Origin of the sequence: Nocardia wallacei (assembly GCF_014466955.1) — a bacterium.
In the GTDB taxonomy this organism is placed as follows: domain Bacteria; phylum Actinomycetota; class Actinomycetes; order Mycobacteriales; family Mycobacteriaceae; genus Nocardia; species Nocardia wallacei.
The window spans coordinates 2,454,979-2,470,033 of the sequence record NZ_AP023396.1 but is presented as its reverse complement, the minus strand read 5'-3'; the positions used below and the strand labels follow the sequence as shown (position 1 = coordinate 2,470,033).

The window sequence follows — 15,055 nt, the reverse complement described above, 5'->3', positions numbered from 1 at the left end:
CACGCCAACCTCCCGAATGTCGTCCCGCCGAGCACCACCCTCGCACACCCCACCGACATCATGGGACGACCGAGAGGCCGACCGAGCTTTGCAGCCGATGAAGCGCGAGTGCGCCGACAGCTGCCGGTCGGGCAGCCCGGCGGTGGCGGACCGGGCATACACCCACGGCGCTCGGCCGAATGCCCTGCGGGAGAAGGTGACTCAGGTGGCGAGGGCTGCCAGCAGGCAGGCGACCAGGTCGTCCGGGGTGCCGGTGGTGGTGTATCCGGCGGCGTAACGGTGCCCGCCGCCGCCGAGCTTGGTGGCCACCTGTGCCACGTCGACGCCGTCGTCCAGGCCGACGCCGGTGTCGCGGGAGCGTAGCGAGACCGTCCACACGCCGGGCGCGGTGCGCGACTCCTTGAAGACGGCGGCGACAGCCGCCTCGGAGGTGGTGCGGACGACGTCGATGACGCTCTCCACCTCCTCCGAACGCAGGTCCTCGATATCGTCACGGAGGACGAACGCGTACACCAGCCCGGCCCCGCCCGCGGCCGCGGGCTCGAGATGCGCCGAGCCCAGCACCCGCGACAACATCGGCAGCCAGCCGAACGGATGGGTGTCCATCAGTGTGCGAGTGATACCGGCCCCATCGATGCCGGTCTTCAGCAAACGTTCGGCAAGCCGATGGGTGGTCGGCCCGGCCCACCGGAAGCACCCGGTATCGGTCACCAGACCCGCGAACAGGCAGTACGCCACCGCGTCGTCGATCGGCTCACCCCAGGCGTCGAAGACCCGCGCCAGCAGGCTCGTGGTCGACTCGGCCGTCGCGTCTATCACGTTCACCGTGCCGAAGCGCGTATTGGACCGGTGATGGTCGAGCACGAGAGTCGTTGCGGCGCCGGGGATCCGGTCGGCCAGCGCGCCGAGCCGCCCGACACTGCCGCAGTCCACGGCCACCAGCAGATCCACCTCGAGCGGCACCTGCGCGGGCGGCACCAGGAACTCGATGCCCGGCAGCGACCGCATCGAGGCGGGCAACTCGGCGGGTTCGGCGAACGACACCCACACCGGCACCCCGCGCCGATGCAGCACCTGTGCCAGGGCGAGCCCGCTGCCGACGGTGTCGGCGTCGGGTTGCACATGACACAGCACCGTGACCGATCGTGCGGCGTCCAGGACCTCGACGGCCGCGGCCAGATCCGCCGCCGGCGTTACTGCTGTCATCGCTTCAGCCTCGACCACCTCGCCGGCGGTCAGTCTTCCTCGTCGCTCTTGTACGGATCGGCGTCGCCGGCGTAGGTCGCGTTGGACGCCACCTGCGCGACCTGCTCGTCGGCCGCGCGGGCGCGCGCCAACAACTCCTCCATCTGCCGCGCGGCATCCGGGACGGTGTCCAGGACGAACGCCAGCGACGGCGTGAACTTGATGCCGGTCGCGGCGCCGACCTTGGAACGCAGCACGCCCTTGGCCTTCTCCAGTCCGGCCGCCGCGCCGGCGAAGTCCGGTTCCGCGTCGATCGTTTCGCCCATCACCGTGTAGTACACGGTGGCTTCCCGCAGGTCACCGGTCACCTTGGCGTCGGTGACGGTGACGAAACGCAGCCGCGGGTCCTTGATCTCGTACTCGATCGCGGTACCGACGATATTGACGATCCGCTTCGCGAGCCGGCGTGCCCTGGCTTGGTCCACCATGGCCGACCCTCCTCTTTGTGTTGACTCAGTCTTCGGGTCCGAAGATCCGGCGGCGCACTGCCAGCAACTGTAACTCCGGACGGGCCGCGACGTGGCGTTCACACCGGTCCAGGACCTCTGTGAGATGGCCCATCGCCGAACTCACCATGGCCACGCCCAGCAGCGTGCGCCGATATCGATCGTGTTCCCCGCCTTCGGCCGCGCACACCCCGAACCGTTGCAGCTCGGCGAGCAGGGGACGAATGACGGAACGCTTCTGTTTCAGCGAATGCACGTCGCCGAGCAGGATGTCGAACTCCAGCGCCCCGACGAACAACGGCTCACCTCATCTACTACGACATCTGCTACGACGGACGACCGCGCCGGGCGAAGTGGCTTCGCCCGGCGCGGCTTTCGGCACTCAGTCCCGCGGCTTCTCGCGAAGCTCGTAGGCCTCGACGATGTCGCCTTCCTTGATGTCGTTGTAGCTCAAGGTCATACCGCATTCGAAGCCCTCGCGGGCCTCCATGACGTCGTCCTTCTCGCGACGCAGCGACTGGATCGTCGTGTCGGCGATCACCACGTTGTCGCGCAGCAGGCGCGCCTTGGCGTTGCGCTTGACCAGCCCGGAGGTGACCATGCAACCGGCGATGTTGCCGAACTTCGAGGAACGGAAGATCGCGCGGATCTCGGCGCGACCCAGCTCGACCTCCTCGTAGATCGGCTTGAGCATGCCTTTGAGGGCCTTCTCGATCTCGTCGATGGCCTGGTAGATCACCGAGTAGTACCGGATGTCGACGCCCTCGCGGTTGGCCAGCTCGGTGGCCTTGCCCTCCGCGCGCACGTTGAACCCGATGATGATCGCGTTGGAGGCCGACGCCAGGTTGATGTCGGTTTCCGTGACGCCACCGACGCCCCGGTTGATCACCCGCAGGCGCACCTCGTCGTCGATCTCGATGCCCATGAGGGCTTCCTCGAGCGCCTCGACCGTACCGGAGTTGTCGCCCTTGAGGATCAGGTTGAGCTCCGAGGTCTCCTTCAGCGCGGCATCCAGATCTTCCAGGCTGATCCGCTTACGGCTGCGGGCGGCCAGCGCGTTGCGCTTGCGCGCGTTGCGCCGGTCGGCGATCTGCCGGGCGATGCGATCTTCCTCGACGACCATGAAGTTGTCACCCGCGCCGGGTACCGAGGTGAAGCCGACGACCTCGACGGGCCGCGACGGCAGCGCCTCGTTGACGTCCTCGCCGTGCTCGTCGACCATGCGGCGCACCCGACCGTAGGCGTCGCCCGCCACGATCGAGTCGCCGACCCGCAGCGTGCCGCGCTGCACCAGCACCGTGGCCACCGGGCCGCGGCCGCGGTCCAGGTGCGCCTCGATGGCGACACCCTGCGCGTCCATGTCCGGGTTGGCCCGCAGATCCAGCGCCGCGTCGGCGGTCAGGACCACGGCTTCCAGCAGCGACTCGATATTGGTGCCCTGCCTGGCGGAGATGTTGACGAACATCGTCTCGCCGCCGTACTCCTCGGCCACCAGGTTGTACTCGGTCAGCTGCTGGCGGACCTTCTCCGGGTTCGCGCCTTCCTTGTCGATCTTGTTGACCGCCACCACGATCGGCACGTCCGCGGCCTGCGCGTGATTGATGGCCTCCACCGTCTGCGGCATCACGCCGTCGTCGGCGGCGACCACCAGGATCGCGATATCGGTCGACTTCGCACCGCGGGCACGCATGGCGGTGAACGCCTCGTGACCCGGGGTGTCGATGAAGGTGATCAGGCGGTCCTCGTCGTTCACGTTCGTGAGCACCTGGTACGCGCCGATGTGCTGGGTGATGCCGCCGGCCTCGCCCTCGCGGACGTTGGTCTTGCGGATGGTGTCCAGCAGTCGGGTCTTACCGTGGTCGACGTGACCCATGACGGTCACCACCGGCGGCCGGACCTGCAGGTCGGCGTCGTTGCCCTCGTCCTCGCCGTAGGTGAGGTCGAAGCTCTCCAGCAGCTCGCGGTCCTCGTCCTCGGGCGAGACCACGTGCACGACGTAGTTCATCTCGCCGCCGAGCAGCTCGAAGATCTCGTCGTTGACCGACTGGGTCGCGGTGACCATCTCACCGAGGTTGAACAGCACCTGCACCAGCGAGGCCGGGTTGGCGTTGATCTTCTCGGCGAAGTCGGACAGCGAGGCGCCGCGGGCGAGACGGATGATCTCGCCGTTGCCGCGAGGCAGCCGCACGCCGCCGACCGACGGGGCCTGCATCGAGTCGTACTCTTGCCGCTTCTGCCGCTTCGACTTGCGGCCCTTGCGGGGCGCGCCGCCGGGACGGCCGAACGCACCGGCCGCACCGCCGCGGCCACCGGGACCACCCGGACGACCGCCGCCACCGGGACGACCCCGGAAGCCGCCGCCACCGGCCGCGGGAGCACCCGCACCGGCACCGGCACCACCGCCGCCACCGCGATAGTTGCCGCCGCCGCCACCACCGGGACGACCGCCACCGGCGCCGCCGCCACCGGGACGACCGCCACCCGGACGGCCGCCACCGGCCGGGCCGGGACGCGCGGCACGCTGGGGCATCGCACCCGGGTTCGGGCGCGGGGGCATCGAGCCCGGGCTCGGCCGCGGGCCGGACGGCCGCTGACCGCCCTGCGGCGCCGGACGCGGCGCGTTGCCCGGCGTCGGCCGGGGCCCGCCCTGCGACGGACCCGGACGCGGGCCACCACCCGGAGCCGGACGCGGCGCGGGCCGCTCGGGCGCGGAGGTGAACGGGTTGTTGCCGACGCGCGGGGTCTTCGGGCCGGGCTTGGGACCGGAACGCTGACCCGGCTGAGCCGGGGCGCCGCTCTTCGGCTGGCCGGGCCGCGGGCCACCGCCCGGGGCCGGACGCGGCTGCTGCGGCGTGGGTGCCGGAGCCGACTGCGCGGCGGCGGGCGCCGGCGCGGCCGGACGCGCGGCGCCGGGCTTGGGGCCGGGTGCCGGAGCCGGGCCGGGCTTCACCGCCGGGCCGGGCCGGACATCCTGGGCCGGGGCCGACTGGGCGGCCGGAGCCTCGGCACGAGCCGCCGGAGCGGACGGCTGCGCGGCCGGGGCCGACTGCTGCGCCGGGCCGGGCGCGTTGTTACGCGGTCCGGGACGCGGACCGGGGGCGCCGGGCGCGGGCTTGCCGCCCGAGCGCGCGGCCTGACCGGGGCCGGGCCTCGCGCCCGACTTCGCACTGCCGTTCGCCGGAGCGGACTTCGACGAGAACGACTCCCGCAGCCGACGCGCGACGGGTGCCTCCACCGTCGACGACGCCGACTTCACGAACTCGCCCTGCTCCTTGAGCGTTGCGAGTAGTTCTTTGCTCGTGACACCGAGTTCTTTTGCCAACTCGTGCACGCGGGCCTTGCCTGCCACTGCTCTCCTCACTGAGAGGTCGAGCGTGACACTCCGTCCGGGGACGGAAGCCCGCACGACCTCCGATTATCTTCGATGGCCGATCATCGTTGGTACTTCACGGTGTGCTCATGAGTGCTCGTGCCTGTTCTCCACGTAGTGCTCCAGGGCTGAGATATCCAGTTTTCCGGACACTCTTAGCGCTCTGCCGAACGCTCGGCGCCGAACTGCTGCGCTCAGACAAGCCGAAGCGGGGTGCAACCAGGCACCCCGTCCGGGAAGTCTGTGCCGCGGATCGGGAACGACCGCAACACCGCCCTCCTCGGACGACAGCGCCACGACCCGCAACAGATCGGCGGCCAGCTCGCGCTTCCGGCAGCCCACGCACGTCCGAACGGGACCCGAGGATGGAACCTCGGTCCGCGCGGTGCGCGTGGAAACCGGAGACTCGTGCTGAGCCTGCGTCCACTCTACCGCTGCCATGTCCGGAACCCCGCATCCAGCCCTCTGGTTAGTTACCAACCTGTCATCCCGCTCCGCCGTCGCGGCTGCTGGCGGGCCGTTCGGGCCCCCGGCGCCGCGTCTCAGCTGTGCGGCGCCTCCGTCCGGACCGATCCGGTCACATCGGGTGCGGCGTCGCTGCGAATATCGATGCGCCAGCCGGTGAGGCGGGCCGCCAGGCGGGCGTTCTGGCCCTCCTTGCCGATCGCCAGCGAGAGCTGGAAGTCCGGGACCACGACGCGCGCCGCGCGGGCCTCCGGGTCCACGATCGACACGGAGACAACCTTCGACGGGCTCAGCGCATTCCCGACGAAGGTGGCCGGGTCGTCGGCGTAGTCGATGATGTCGATCTTCTCCCCCGCCAACTCGCTCATCACGTTGCGCACGCGCTGGCCCATCGGGCCGATGCAGGCGCCCTTGGCGTTGACGCCGGGGACGTTGGTGCGCACGGCGATCTTGGACCGGTGCCCGGCCTCGCGGGCCACCGCGACGATCTCCACCGAACCGTCGGCGATCTCGGGCACCTCGAGGGCGAACAACCGCCGCACCAGGTTCGGGTGCGAGCGCGACAGATTGATCTGCGGGCCGCGGGGGCCGCGCGAGACGGCGTAGACGTAGCACTTGATGCGGTCGCCGTGCTCGTAGGTCTCGCCGGGAACCTGCTCGGCGGGCGGGATCAGGCCCTCCGCCCCGTTCGCCTCGCTGCCGATGCGCACCACGATGGTGCCGCGGGCGTTCATGCGGGCGTCGCGCTGCACGACGCCGCCGACGATGTCGCCCTCGTGGGTGGAGAACTCGCCGAACGACTTCTCGTTCTCGGCGTCGCGCAGCCGTTGCAGCACCACCTGCCGGGCGGTGGTGGCGGCGATGCGGCCGAAACCCTCTGGGGTGTCGTCCCATTCGGAGATGGTGTTGCCGTCGGCGTCGACCTCGCGGGCCAGCACGCGCACCACACCGGTCTTCTGATTGATGTCGATGCGGGCGTTGGGCTGATGGCCCTCGGTGTGCCGGTAGGCGGTCAGCAGCGCGGACTCGATCGCGGAGATCACCGTCTCCATCGAGATCCCCTTGTCGGCGACGATCGCTCGCAGGGCTTCGATTTCGATGTTCATTCCACGATCCCTTCGGTCGACGCTACTGAGTGGAGTGCTCCCTGATCTTCTGTCCGGATGCCCGGCTCGGGACGGCCCGGCACCACTCCTCCCGCCAATTCCAGCTCCGCCGCGCCGGGGGCGGAGAATTCCACCTGGACGACGGCCTCGGCGATATCCGCGAGCGGCACGGTGACGCGGTGCGGTTTTCGCTTTCCGCCGAGTACCAGCGCCACCTCGGAATCGGTGGACGCGCCCACCCGCGCGTCGAATCTGTGCTCGTTCTCCGGGCCGGGCACGCCGGGGCGCATGGTCACCCGCACCTTGCGGCCGCGGGCGCGACGCCAGTGCCGGGGGGCGGTGAGCGGACGATCGACACCGGGCGTGGTGACCTCCAGCAGATACGGGGTCTCACCGAAATCGCCGGCCGTGTCGAGCAGCTCGGAGATCTCCGCACTCAATTCCGCGACGGTGTCCAGGTCGATGGCCTCGTCGCCGTCCACGGTCACCGTCACCCGCGCCTGACCGGTGGCCGCGATCGACACGCCCTCGAGGTCGAATCCTCGGCGCTCGACGGGTCCAGCTACGAGCTGGCGCACCCTTTCCTCGGTCGGCATCGGCATGTGGAGCGGCTCCTGGTTCAGTTGTGTCGCGGTGGAGTTGTCGGTATAGGTCCTGGTCGAGCATGGTCAGCGCGCATCGGCGGCGAAATTCTCCGCCGCAGTTCCAGCGTAACGCGCTGCAAGAGTGTAAAGGACCAGCCAACCCGCTCGGGTTTCGCGCAGGTATCCGTGGCGTGCCGACCGCCCGGGGCGTGTCGGCGGCCCTCGGCAATTCGGTCGCGACAATGACTGGCACGATGTACGCGTGCCGAGCACCCACACCTCAGCGATGAACCCCCTTGCGTTGAACCGTCGTTCGATGTTGCGGATGGCGGGCGGCGGCGCGCTCGCCACGGCGGCGCTCGGTGCCGCGGCCTGCACCGAGGACGCCCCGCTGCAGCCGGATGTGCTTGTGGCACAAGAACAGTCGGCTCGCACCGACGCGGTGTGGGCACAGGCGGCGGTGGCCGTGGCGCCCGAACGCACGGCCGCGCTGACGGTGATCGCCACCCAGCGCACCGAGCACGCCGACGCGCTGCGCGCCGAGATCGACCGGGCGATCGGGGTCTACGGCGACGGCACCAAACCGAAGTCCGCCAGCCCGGCGGTGACTCCGCCGCCCGCGCCGGTCCCACCCCCCACCGTGGCGGCCCTGCGCGAGCAGCTGACCCGATCCCAGCGCTCGGCCGCCGACCTCGCGGTGAGCCAGTCCGGCTACCGCGCCGGGCTGCTGGCGTCCATCAGCGCCTGCTGCGCCACGCACACGGGGGTGCTGCTCGCATGAACTGTCCGGACCGGACGGGTCGGCGCAATCTCACCACAGGAGTCGGCAGTAGCGGCCAGGGCCGGAGGCGGCAGGGCGGCGTAATCACGGAGGACGCGGCATGAGTGGTCAGGACCAGCAGGCGCTCACCGATGCGTTGAGCGCCGAGTACGCGGCGGTATATGCCTACGGGGTGATCGCGGCCTACGCCGCGGCGGAGCGCAATCAGGTGGTCGCCGAGTTCACCGCGGCCCATCGTGCGCGCCGCGACGCGACCGCGGACATCTTGAAGTCGCTCGGCGCGAATGTTCCGGCGCCCGCCGCGGCCTACCCGCCGCCGTTCACCGTGAACGACCCGATCCCCGCAGCGAAGCTGGCGGTCACGGTGGAATCCGAAACCGCCGTCGCCTGGCGTTCGGTCGTGGAACGCGCCACCTCCCCCGACATCCGCCGCACCGGCGCCGACGCCCTCACCGAATGCGCCCTCCGCCTCACCACCTGGCAAGCCATCCTGGGCACGAACCCGCCGACGATCCCCTTCCCCGGCAAGCCCTGAAGCAGGCGATCCGAACGGCGACCGGCCCAGCCGAAAAACGGCGCAGCGCAACACGACCCGGCAACCCAGCCGACACAACGGACAACCCAGCCAGGCAACACCGGCAACCCGACCAGGCATGACAGGCAACCCACGAGACACCACGGACATCTCAGCCAGACATGACCGGCAACCCACGAGACACCACGGGCAACTCAGCCAGACATGACCGGCAACCCACGAGACACCACGGGCAACTCAGCCAGACATGACAGGAGGCGCCACCGGACATCGCAGGCGACACGACCAGGCATGGCGGGCGACCAGTGGCCCGGCTGGGCACGGGGCGGGAGTCAGGCGCGGGCCAAGGCCAGGACCGCTGGGACGGCGTCGGCGGCGGGGACTTCGGCGCTGGTTCCGGCGAGGCGGTCGCGGAGTTCGACCTTGCCGTCGGCCCAGCCGCGGCCGACGACCAGGACCAGGGGCATGCCGAGAAGTTCGGCGTCCTTGAACTTCACGCCCGGGGAGGCGGTGCGGTCGTCGAGGAGGACTTCCAGTCCGGCGGCGTCGAGTTCGGCGGCGACCTGTTCGGCGCCGGCGCGGGCGCCCTCGTCCTTGTTGGCGATGACGACGTGCACCTGGAACGGCGCTACCTCGCGCGGCCAGCGCAGGCCCTTCTCGTCGTGCAACTGTTCGGCGAGCACCGCGACCATGCGCGAGACGCCGATGCCGTAGGAGCCCATGACCAGACGCACCGGCTTGCCGTTCTCGCCCAGCACATCGACCTCGAACGCGTCGGTGTACTTGTAGCCGAGCTGGAAGATGTGGCCGATCTCGATGCCGCGCGCGGCGCGCAGCACGCCCTGCCCGTCCGGTGACGGATCGCCGTCGCGCACCTCGGCGGCCTCGATGGTCCCGTCGGGCGTGAAATCGCGCCCGGCGACCAGGCCCACCACATGCTTACCGGGCGCGTCGGCGCCGGTGATCCACGAGGTTCCGGACACCACCCGCGGGTCGACTAGATAGCGAATCCCGTTGGCCCGCAGCGCCTTCGGGCCGATGTAGCCCTTGACCAGGAACGGGTTGGCCGCGAAGTCCGCCTCGCCGAGCAGTTCCACCTCGGCAGGCTCGAGCGCGGCGCCGAGGCGCTTGGCGTCGACCTCGCGATCGCCCGGGACGCCGACACCGAGGATCTCGGTCTTGCCGTCGGGGTGGCGCAGCTTCACCATCACGTTCTTGAGGGTGTCGGCGGCGGTCACCGGGCGGCCCAGCCGCTCGCCGATACCCGCGGAGTTCGCCCAGTCGACGAGCGTGGCGATGGTGGGCGTGCCGGGGGTGTCGTGCACTTCGGCCGCGGGCTGCCCCGCGATCGGGATCTCCGGCGGCGCGGGTGTGACCACGGCCTCGACATTGGCGGCGTACCCGGATTCGCGGCACACGACGTAGGTGTCCTCGCCGACCTCGCTGGCGGCCAGGAACTCCTCCGACGCGCTGCCGCCCATGGCGCCCGACGTCGCCGCGACGATCACGTAGTCGACCCCGAGCCGCTCGAAGATGCGCCGATAGGCGTCGCGGTGCGCCTGGTAGCTGGCCGCCAGTCCGGCCTCGTCCAGATCGAAGGAGTAGGAGTCCTTCATGACGAACTCGCGCCCGCGCAGAATGCCGGCGCGCGGCCGCTCCTCGTCGCGGTACTTGGTCTGAATCTGATAGAGCGTGACGGGCAGATCCTTGTACGAGTTGTACTCACCCTTCACGGTGAGCGCGAACAGCTCCTCGTGGGTGGGGCCGAGCAGGTAGTCGGCCTGCTTGCGGTCCCGCAGCCGGAACAGGCCGTCGCCGTACTCGGTCCACCGGTTGGTCGTCTCGTAGGGCTCGCGCGGCAGCAGCGCCGGCAGCGAGATCTCCTGGGCGCCGATGGCGTTCATCTCCTCGCGCACCACGTTCTCGACCTTGCGTAGCACCTTCAGGCCCAGCGGCAGCCAGGAGTAGACGCCCGGCGCGACGCGACGGACGTACCCGGCGCGGACCAGCAACTTGTGGCTGGGCACCTCGGCGTCGGCGGGATCGTCGCGCAGGGTGCGCAGGAACAGGTGGGAGAGACGGGTGATCACGGATGCACAGCGTAGCCGGTACCGTTTCCGCTCGTGCTGGTGATCCTGCCTCCCTCCGAAACCAAGTCCGACGGTGGTGCGCTCGGCCCGCTGGACCTCGACGCGCTGTCGTTGCCGCAGCTCACCGCGGTGCGGGACAAGCTGGTCACCGAATTGGTGGAACTGTCGGCGGATCCCGCGGCCGCCCGCAAGGCGCTGGCGCTGGGCAAGGGCGCCGAATCGGAGATCGCCCGCAACGCCGCGCTGCGCACCTCCCCCACCCGCCCGGCGCTGGAACGCTACACCGGGGTCCTCTACGACGCGCTCGACGCCCGGTCGTTCACCAAGGCGCAGCGGGCGAAGGCGCAGGCCCGGCTGGCGATCGGGTCGGCGCTGTTCGGTGTGGTCCGCGCCGGTGACCCGATTCCCGCGTATCGCTTGTCGGGCGGCTCGAAACTTCCTGGGCTGCCGACACTTTCGTCGCTGTGGAAGCCGGTGCTGGGCCCGGCGCTGCGCGCGGAGACCACCGGGCAGCTGGTGGTGGACCTGCGCTCGGGCACCTATCAGCAGCTGGGCCGCATCCCCGGCGCCGTCACCGCGACCGTGCTCACCGAGCGGCCGGACGGCACGCGCGCGGTGGTCAGCCATTTCAACAAACATCACAAGGGCCTGCTGGCGCGGGCGCTGGTATGCGGACGCGGTGAACCCAGCGACATCCGGGGCCTGGCCCGGGTCGCCGAGAAGGCGGGGCTGCGCGTGGAAATCGCGTCGTCCGCCGAGCTTCTCGTACTCACCTGAGTTAATTTCGGGTGTCGATTCATCGAATTCGGAAAGAACTGCGCGCAGCGTGAATTCGAATAACAGATGACGAAATGCACTGGTGCTCGGACGTTCCCGCTCCGATCGTACGGAAGGTATTGTCGCGCTTGGGAATGTCCGCAGCCGTCACGTAAGGTCGGTCCCGCGCGAACCGCGCACACACATTTCGCTGCGATGCCGAGGAGCTTGGCGTGGGTGTCCGTTCCGCCCCCGATGACAAGGCCGCCCGTGAAGAGAAAGCGCTGCGCGAGCTGACGAATCGTCTAGTCGAAACCTATACCGGCAACCATTCCCAGGAGCGGGTGGAAAGCGCGGTGGGCGCGGCCAGAAGCCGATTCGAGGGCACCTCGGTGCGGGATTTCGTGCCGATTCTGGTGGAACGACTGGCCCGGCGCGATCTGGACGGCCCGCCGGATGTTCCGGCGGAAAACGCTGCGGCCGGAGACCTTTCACAGCCGGTCGAGCCTGCCGCCACCGGCAGTTCCGGCGTGCGGTCACTGCTGCCGCCACCGTGGGCCGGGCGGCGACTGGCGCTTCCGGTCGCGGCGCTGGCGGTCGTGGTGGCCGTCGCGGCCGCGGTCGGGCTGGGTGGTTCGTCCACCGACTCGCCGGTCGCCGCCACCGCGTCGCTGACGACGGTCAGCGGTGTGGTGGGGTCGGAGAAGGCGGCGTTCTTCACCGACCCGCAGGTCGTGGATGTGCTGGCCCGCCACGGCCTGCGCGTCGAGGTGGACCGGGCCGGGTCCCGCCAGATCGCCACCACGGTCGATCTCGGCAACTACGACTTCGCCTTCCCGTCGAGCGTGCCCGCGGCGGAACGCATTCTGCGCCAGCGCAATACCACCGCCCAGTACACCCCGTTCTCCTCGCCCATGACGATCGCGACCTTCCGGCCGATCGCGGACCTGCTGACCCGCGCCGGCGTCGTGCGGCCCGGCCCGGTGCCCACCTTCGACATGAACCGCTACCTGGATCTCACCCAGCGCGGCACGCAGTGGGATCAGTTGCCGGGCAATACCGAATACCCGGTGCGCAAGAGCCTGCTCATCTCCACCACCGACCCGCGCACCTCCAATTCGGCGGCGATGTATCTGGCCGCGGCGGCCTACGTCGCCAACGACAACTCGATCGTGCGCGGTCGCACCGCCGAGGAATTCGTGGTTTCCAAGGTGTCGCGGCTGTTCACCCGGCAGGGCTTCACCGACAGTTCCAGCGAGGGCCCGTTCGCCGAATACCTCTCCGCCGGAATGGGTCCCACGCCGATGGTGTGGAGTTACGAGGCGCAGTTCGTCGAGGCGGGGGTGCAGGGCCGGTTGCAGCCGGACATGACCCTGCTGTACCCGTCGCCGACGGTGCTGTCCCGGCACACCCTGGTTCCACTGACGTCCGACGGTGACCGCATCGGCCGGCTGCTCTCGACCGATCCCGACTTGCAGCGCCTGGCCGCCGAGCACGGGTTCCGGCCCAACGACGGCGCTCAGTTCGCGAAAGTCGTTGCCGACCACCGGGTTCCGGTGGCGAGCAATGTGGTGGACGTGGTCGACACCCCGGCCTACAACACCCTCGAGCACCTGCTCGACGGCATCGCGGAGTCCTACAACTGACCGCTGTCGCGGTGGCTCGGCAGCACGCACACCGCGTCCAGGCCGAACACGTGATTGAGGCGGCCGAAGCCGAGCCACGAGCCCAGGCACATGGTGAGTTCCACGGCCTCGCGCTGGGTGTACTCGGCCAGCATGCGCGACCAGAACTCGTCATCGAGATTGTGGTGGTCCAGGGCGTAGCGCTCGGCGTACTCGGCGGCGAGCCGGGTGCGCTCGTCGAACAGATCCGTTGTGCGCCAGTCGGTCACCGCGTCGGCGAACTCCGGTTCGACCTTCACGCCGTCGCGCTCGGTGCGCCAGTCCTGGCAGAACAGGCAGCCGTTGAGCTGCGCGATGCGCAACCGGGCGGCCTCGAACTCGCGCAGCCCCAGTGTGCTGTGCGAATAGACCGCGAGCGCGAATTTCGAAGCGGCCGGACCGATTCCGGGTACCAGCTCACCCCACACGTACTCGATGGGGTCGCGGCCCTCGGGCACATCGATGATCACGGGTGTCTCCTTCCGAGCAGCCCCGCCGCCGGGCGCAGCGGCACGTCGAGCGCGTCGTACAGTCCGGGTTCGGCGGCGGCCAGCCAATCGATCGCGCCGACCAGGCGGCCGACCGCGGTGGCATTGCCGCCGGCCGAGCGGTTGCCGTCCTCGTCGGTGGCCTCGACGGTCACCTCGATGCGCGGACGGCCCTCGACGATCACCCGGTGGGCGCCGTCACCGGTCGGCGGTGTGGGCCAGTCGGGCGCGCAGGCCGGGTGGATGCGGGTGACGTGCTCGATGATCAGCCGCGGCGCGCCGCCGACGAGGCCCTGCACCTCGAACCGCACCGCACCCTGGGTGCCCGCCTCGAACGCGCCCATGCGCTCGGTGTGCACCGTCGTGTCGAGCGGGCGGCGGTCCAGGGTCTCGCGGATCTCGTCGAGCTCGGCGCCCAGCGCGCGGGCGAGCAGGCGAATCTGCCCGCCCCACACCATGGTCGGCACGCCCGGCGCCAGCATCGGCGGCTGGTAGTCCATCGGCTGGCCCATGCCGACCAGGTAGCGGACCGAGTCGGGCTGGTCGTAGGTGGTGTAGTCGAAGATCTCCTGGCAGCGAATGCTCTCGACCTCGCTGCCCAGCCCCGCGATCAGCAACGGCAGCACATCGTTGCCCCAGCCCGGGTCGACGCCGGAGACGAACAGCGAGCCCCCGCCGTCCGCGATCGCGGCCAGCACCCGCTCGCGTGCCTCCGGCGGGGCGCTGCGGTGGTCGTAGAACGCGTACAGCGCGGGAGTCACGACGACCGCGCCCGCGCGGAGGGCCCGGACGATGTCGGCGAGGGCGTCGTCGGGGCGGATGTCGCCGGAGGCGGCGTAGACCACCGCGCGCGGCCGGGCCGCCAGCGTCGCCTCGATGTCGACAGTGGCGGCGACGCCGAGCGGGCGGTCGAGGCCCGCGAGCTCACCGGCGTCCCGCCCGGCCTTGCCGGGATCGTGGACCAGCACACCGCACAGCTCGAGGGCCGGATGGGCGGTCACCGCCCGCACGGCGGCACGGCCGACATTGCCCGTGCCCCAGACGATCGTGGGGATCATCGAGTGAGCGTAGCAAGCGCTTGGTCGGGGCGTCCCGGAGTTGGCGCGTCGAATTCGCGGTGGTAGAAGTGGCCCGATGGAGAGCGAAGGCGTGGACCCGGAGCTGATCGAACTGGCGACGAAGGTATTCGACCTCGCCAGAAGCGGCGACGCCGCGACCCTGACCGCCTACCTGGAAGCCGGAGTCCCGGCGAACCTCACCAACGACCGCGGCGACACCCTGCTCATGCTCGCCGCCTACCACGGCCACCTCGAGGCGGTATCGGCCCTGCTCGACCACGGCGCCGACCCCAACCGGCCCAACGACAAGGGCCAAACCCCCGCCGCGGGCGCGGTTTTCAAGGGCGAGGACGACATCCTGCGCGCCCTGCTCGCCGCGGGCGCCGATCCCGACGCGGGCACCCCGTCCGCCCGCGACGCGGCCACCATGTTCGGCAAGACCCACCTCCTCGACCTGTTCGGCTGAC

15 protein-coding genes are annotated in these 15,055 nt (G+C 70.3%); 5 read left to right on the top strand and 10 right to left on the bottom strand.

Annotated features, from left to right (window positions below; translation table 11 throughout):
• Positions 1–201 precede the first annotated feature (201 nt).
• From NWFMUON74_RS11200 to rimP, 7 genes are all read right to left on the bottom strand, one after another.
• On the bottom strand, positions 202–1,206 hold the full coding sequence (locus NWFMUON74_RS11200) for a DHH family phosphoesterase (protein ID WP_187687748.1): 1,005 nt from the start codon (positions 1,204–1,206) through the stop codon (positions 202–204).
• Between the two features lie 29 nt (positions 1,207–1,235).
• Complete coding sequence (gene rbfA, locus NWFMUON74_RS11195) at positions 1,236–1,673, bottom strand: 30S ribosome-binding factor RbfA (protein ID WP_187687747.1); 438 nt, start codon at positions 1,671–1,673, stop codon at positions 1,236–1,238.
• A 25-nt stretch (positions 1,674–1,698) separates the two neighbouring features.
• Positions 1,699–1,989 (bottom strand): DUF503 domain-containing protein, encoded by a 291-nt coding sequence (locus NWFMUON74_RS11190; RefSeq protein WP_187687746.1) that lies wholly within the window; start codon positions 1,987–1,989, stop codon positions 1,699–1,701.
• Between the two features lie 84 nt (positions 1,990–2,073).
• Positions 2,074–5,040, bottom strand: a complete 2,967-nt coding sequence (infB, locus tag NWFMUON74_RS11185; protein WP_187687745.1) for a translation initiation factor IF-2 — start codon at positions 5,038–5,040, stop codon at positions 2,074–2,076.
• Positions 5,041–5,148: 108 nt separating this feature from the next.
• Complete coding sequence (locus NWFMUON74_RS11180; RefSeq protein ID WP_187687744.1) at positions 5,149–5,502, bottom strand: YlxR family protein; 354 nt, start codon at positions 5,500–5,502, stop codon at positions 5,149–5,151.
• Positions 5,503–5,603: 101 nt separating this feature from the next.
• A complete protein-coding gene (nusA, locus tag NWFMUON74_RS11175) occupies positions 5,604–6,632 on the bottom strand; it encodes a transcription termination factor NusA (RefSeq protein ID WP_187687743.1) in 1,029 nt (342 codons plus the stop codon).
• The gene (rimP, locus tag NWFMUON74_RS11170) at positions 6,629–7,234 is read right to left on the bottom strand and encodes a ribosome maturation factor RimP (protein ID WP_187687742.1); all 606 of its coding nucleotides are present in this window, start codon (positions 7,232–7,234) and stop codon (positions 6,629–6,631) included. Before rimP ends, nusA begins: the two co-directional genes overlap by 4 nt.
• 244 nt (positions 7,235–7,478) lie before the next feature.
• On the opposite strand from rimP, the gene NWFMUON74_RS11165 reads away from it, so the two are divergent.
• Together NWFMUON74_RS11165 and NWFMUON74_RS11160 are read left to right on the top strand one after the other, a co-directional pair.
• Entirely contained in the window at positions 7,479–7,997 is a 519-nt protein-coding gene (locus tag NWFMUON74_RS11165; RefSeq protein WP_232110962.1) for a hypothetical protein, read from the top strand.
• Between the two features lie 100 nt (positions 7,998–8,097).
• On the top strand, positions 8,098–8,532 hold the full coding sequence (locus tag NWFMUON74_RS11160) for a ferritin-like domain-containing protein (RefSeq protein WP_187687741.1): 435 nt from the start codon (positions 8,098–8,100) through the stop codon (positions 8,530–8,532).
• 332 nt (positions 8,533–8,864) lie between these two features.
• On the opposite strand, the gene NWFMUON74_RS11155 is transcribed toward NWFMUON74_RS11160, so the two are convergent.
• A complete protein-coding gene (locus tag NWFMUON74_RS11155) occupies positions 8,865–10,622 on the bottom strand; it encodes a proline--tRNA ligase (RefSeq protein WP_187687740.1) in 1,758 nt (585 codons plus the stop codon).
• Positions 10,623–10,655: 33 nt separating this feature from the next.
• Here NWFMUON74_RS11155 and yaaA point away from each other — a divergent pair, with 33 nt between their 5' ends.
• Entirely contained in the window at positions 10,656–11,399 is a 744-nt protein-coding gene (yaaA, locus tag NWFMUON74_RS11150) for a peroxide stress protein YaaA (RefSeq protein ID WP_187687739.1), read from the top strand.
• Between the two features lie 212 nt (positions 11,400–11,611).
• Positions 11,612–13,024 carry a three-helix bundle dimerization domain-containing protein gene (locus NWFMUON74_RS11145; protein WP_232110961.1) on the top strand — a complete coding sequence of 471 codons (1,413 nt, stop codon included), beginning with the start codon at positions 11,612–11,614 and terminating at the stop codon, positions 13,022–13,024.
• Here NWFMUON74_RS11145 and NWFMUON74_RS11140 read toward each other — a convergent pair.
• Positions 13,015–13,512, bottom strand: coding sequence for a carboxymuconolactone decarboxylase family protein (locus tag NWFMUON74_RS11140; protein ID WP_187687738.1), 498 nt, complete (start codon positions 13,510–13,512; stop codon positions 13,015–13,017). The two genes, NWFMUON74_RS11145 and NWFMUON74_RS11140, sit on opposite strands and share 10 nt — an antisense overlap.
• The gene (locus tag NWFMUON74_RS11135) at positions 13,509–14,588 is read right to left on the bottom strand and encodes an NAD(P)H-dependent amine dehydrogenase family protein (protein WP_187687737.1); all 1,080 of its coding nucleotides are present in this window, start codon (positions 14,586–14,588) and stop codon (positions 13,509–13,511) included. Before NWFMUON74_RS11135 ends, NWFMUON74_RS11140 begins: the two co-directional genes overlap by 4 nt.
• Positions 14,589–14,664: 76 nt before the next feature.
• On the opposite strand from NWFMUON74_RS11135, the gene NWFMUON74_RS11130 reads away from it, so the two are divergent.
• Entirely contained in the window at positions 14,665–15,054 is a 390-nt protein-coding gene (locus tag NWFMUON74_RS11130) for an ankyrin repeat domain-containing protein (protein ID WP_187687736.1), read from the top strand.
• Position 15,055 lies beyond the last annotated feature (1 nt).

Excerpts from the sequence above, each read along its gene's own strand:
- NWFMUON74_RS11135 (WP_187687737.1), bottom strand. The coding sequence starts at position 14,588 with ATGATCCCCACGATCGTCTGGGGCACGGGCAATGTCGGCCGTGCCGCC.
- rbfA (WP_187687747.1), bottom strand. The coding sequence starts at position 1,673 with ATGGTGGACCAAGCCAGGGCACGCCGGCTCGCGAAGCGGATCGTCAAT.
- NWFMUON74_RS11130 (WP_187687736.1), top strand. The coding sequence starts at position 14,665 with ATGGAGAGCGAAGGCGTGGACCCGGAGCTGATCGAACTGGCGACGAAG.
- NWFMUON74_RS11160 (WP_187687741.1), top strand. The coding sequence starts at position 8,098 with ATGAGTGGTCAGGACCAGCAGGCGCTCACCGATGCGTTGAGCGCCGAG.
- NWFMUON74_RS11180 (WP_187687744.1), bottom strand. The coding sequence starts at position 5,502 with ATGGCAGCGGTAGAGTGGACGCAGGCTCAGCACGAGTCTCCGGTTTCC.
- NWFMUON74_RS11200 (WP_187687748.1), bottom strand. The coding sequence starts at position 1,206 with ATGACAGCAGTAACGCCGGCGGCGGATCTGGCCGCGGCCGTCGAGGTC.
- rimP (WP_187687742.1), bottom strand. The coding sequence starts at position 7,234 with ATGCCGATGCCGACCGAGGAAAGGGTGCGCCAGCTCGTAGCTGGACCC.
- nusA (WP_187687743.1), bottom strand. The coding sequence starts at position 6,632 with ATGAACATCGAAATCGAAGCCCTGCGAGCGATCGTCGCCGACAAGGGG.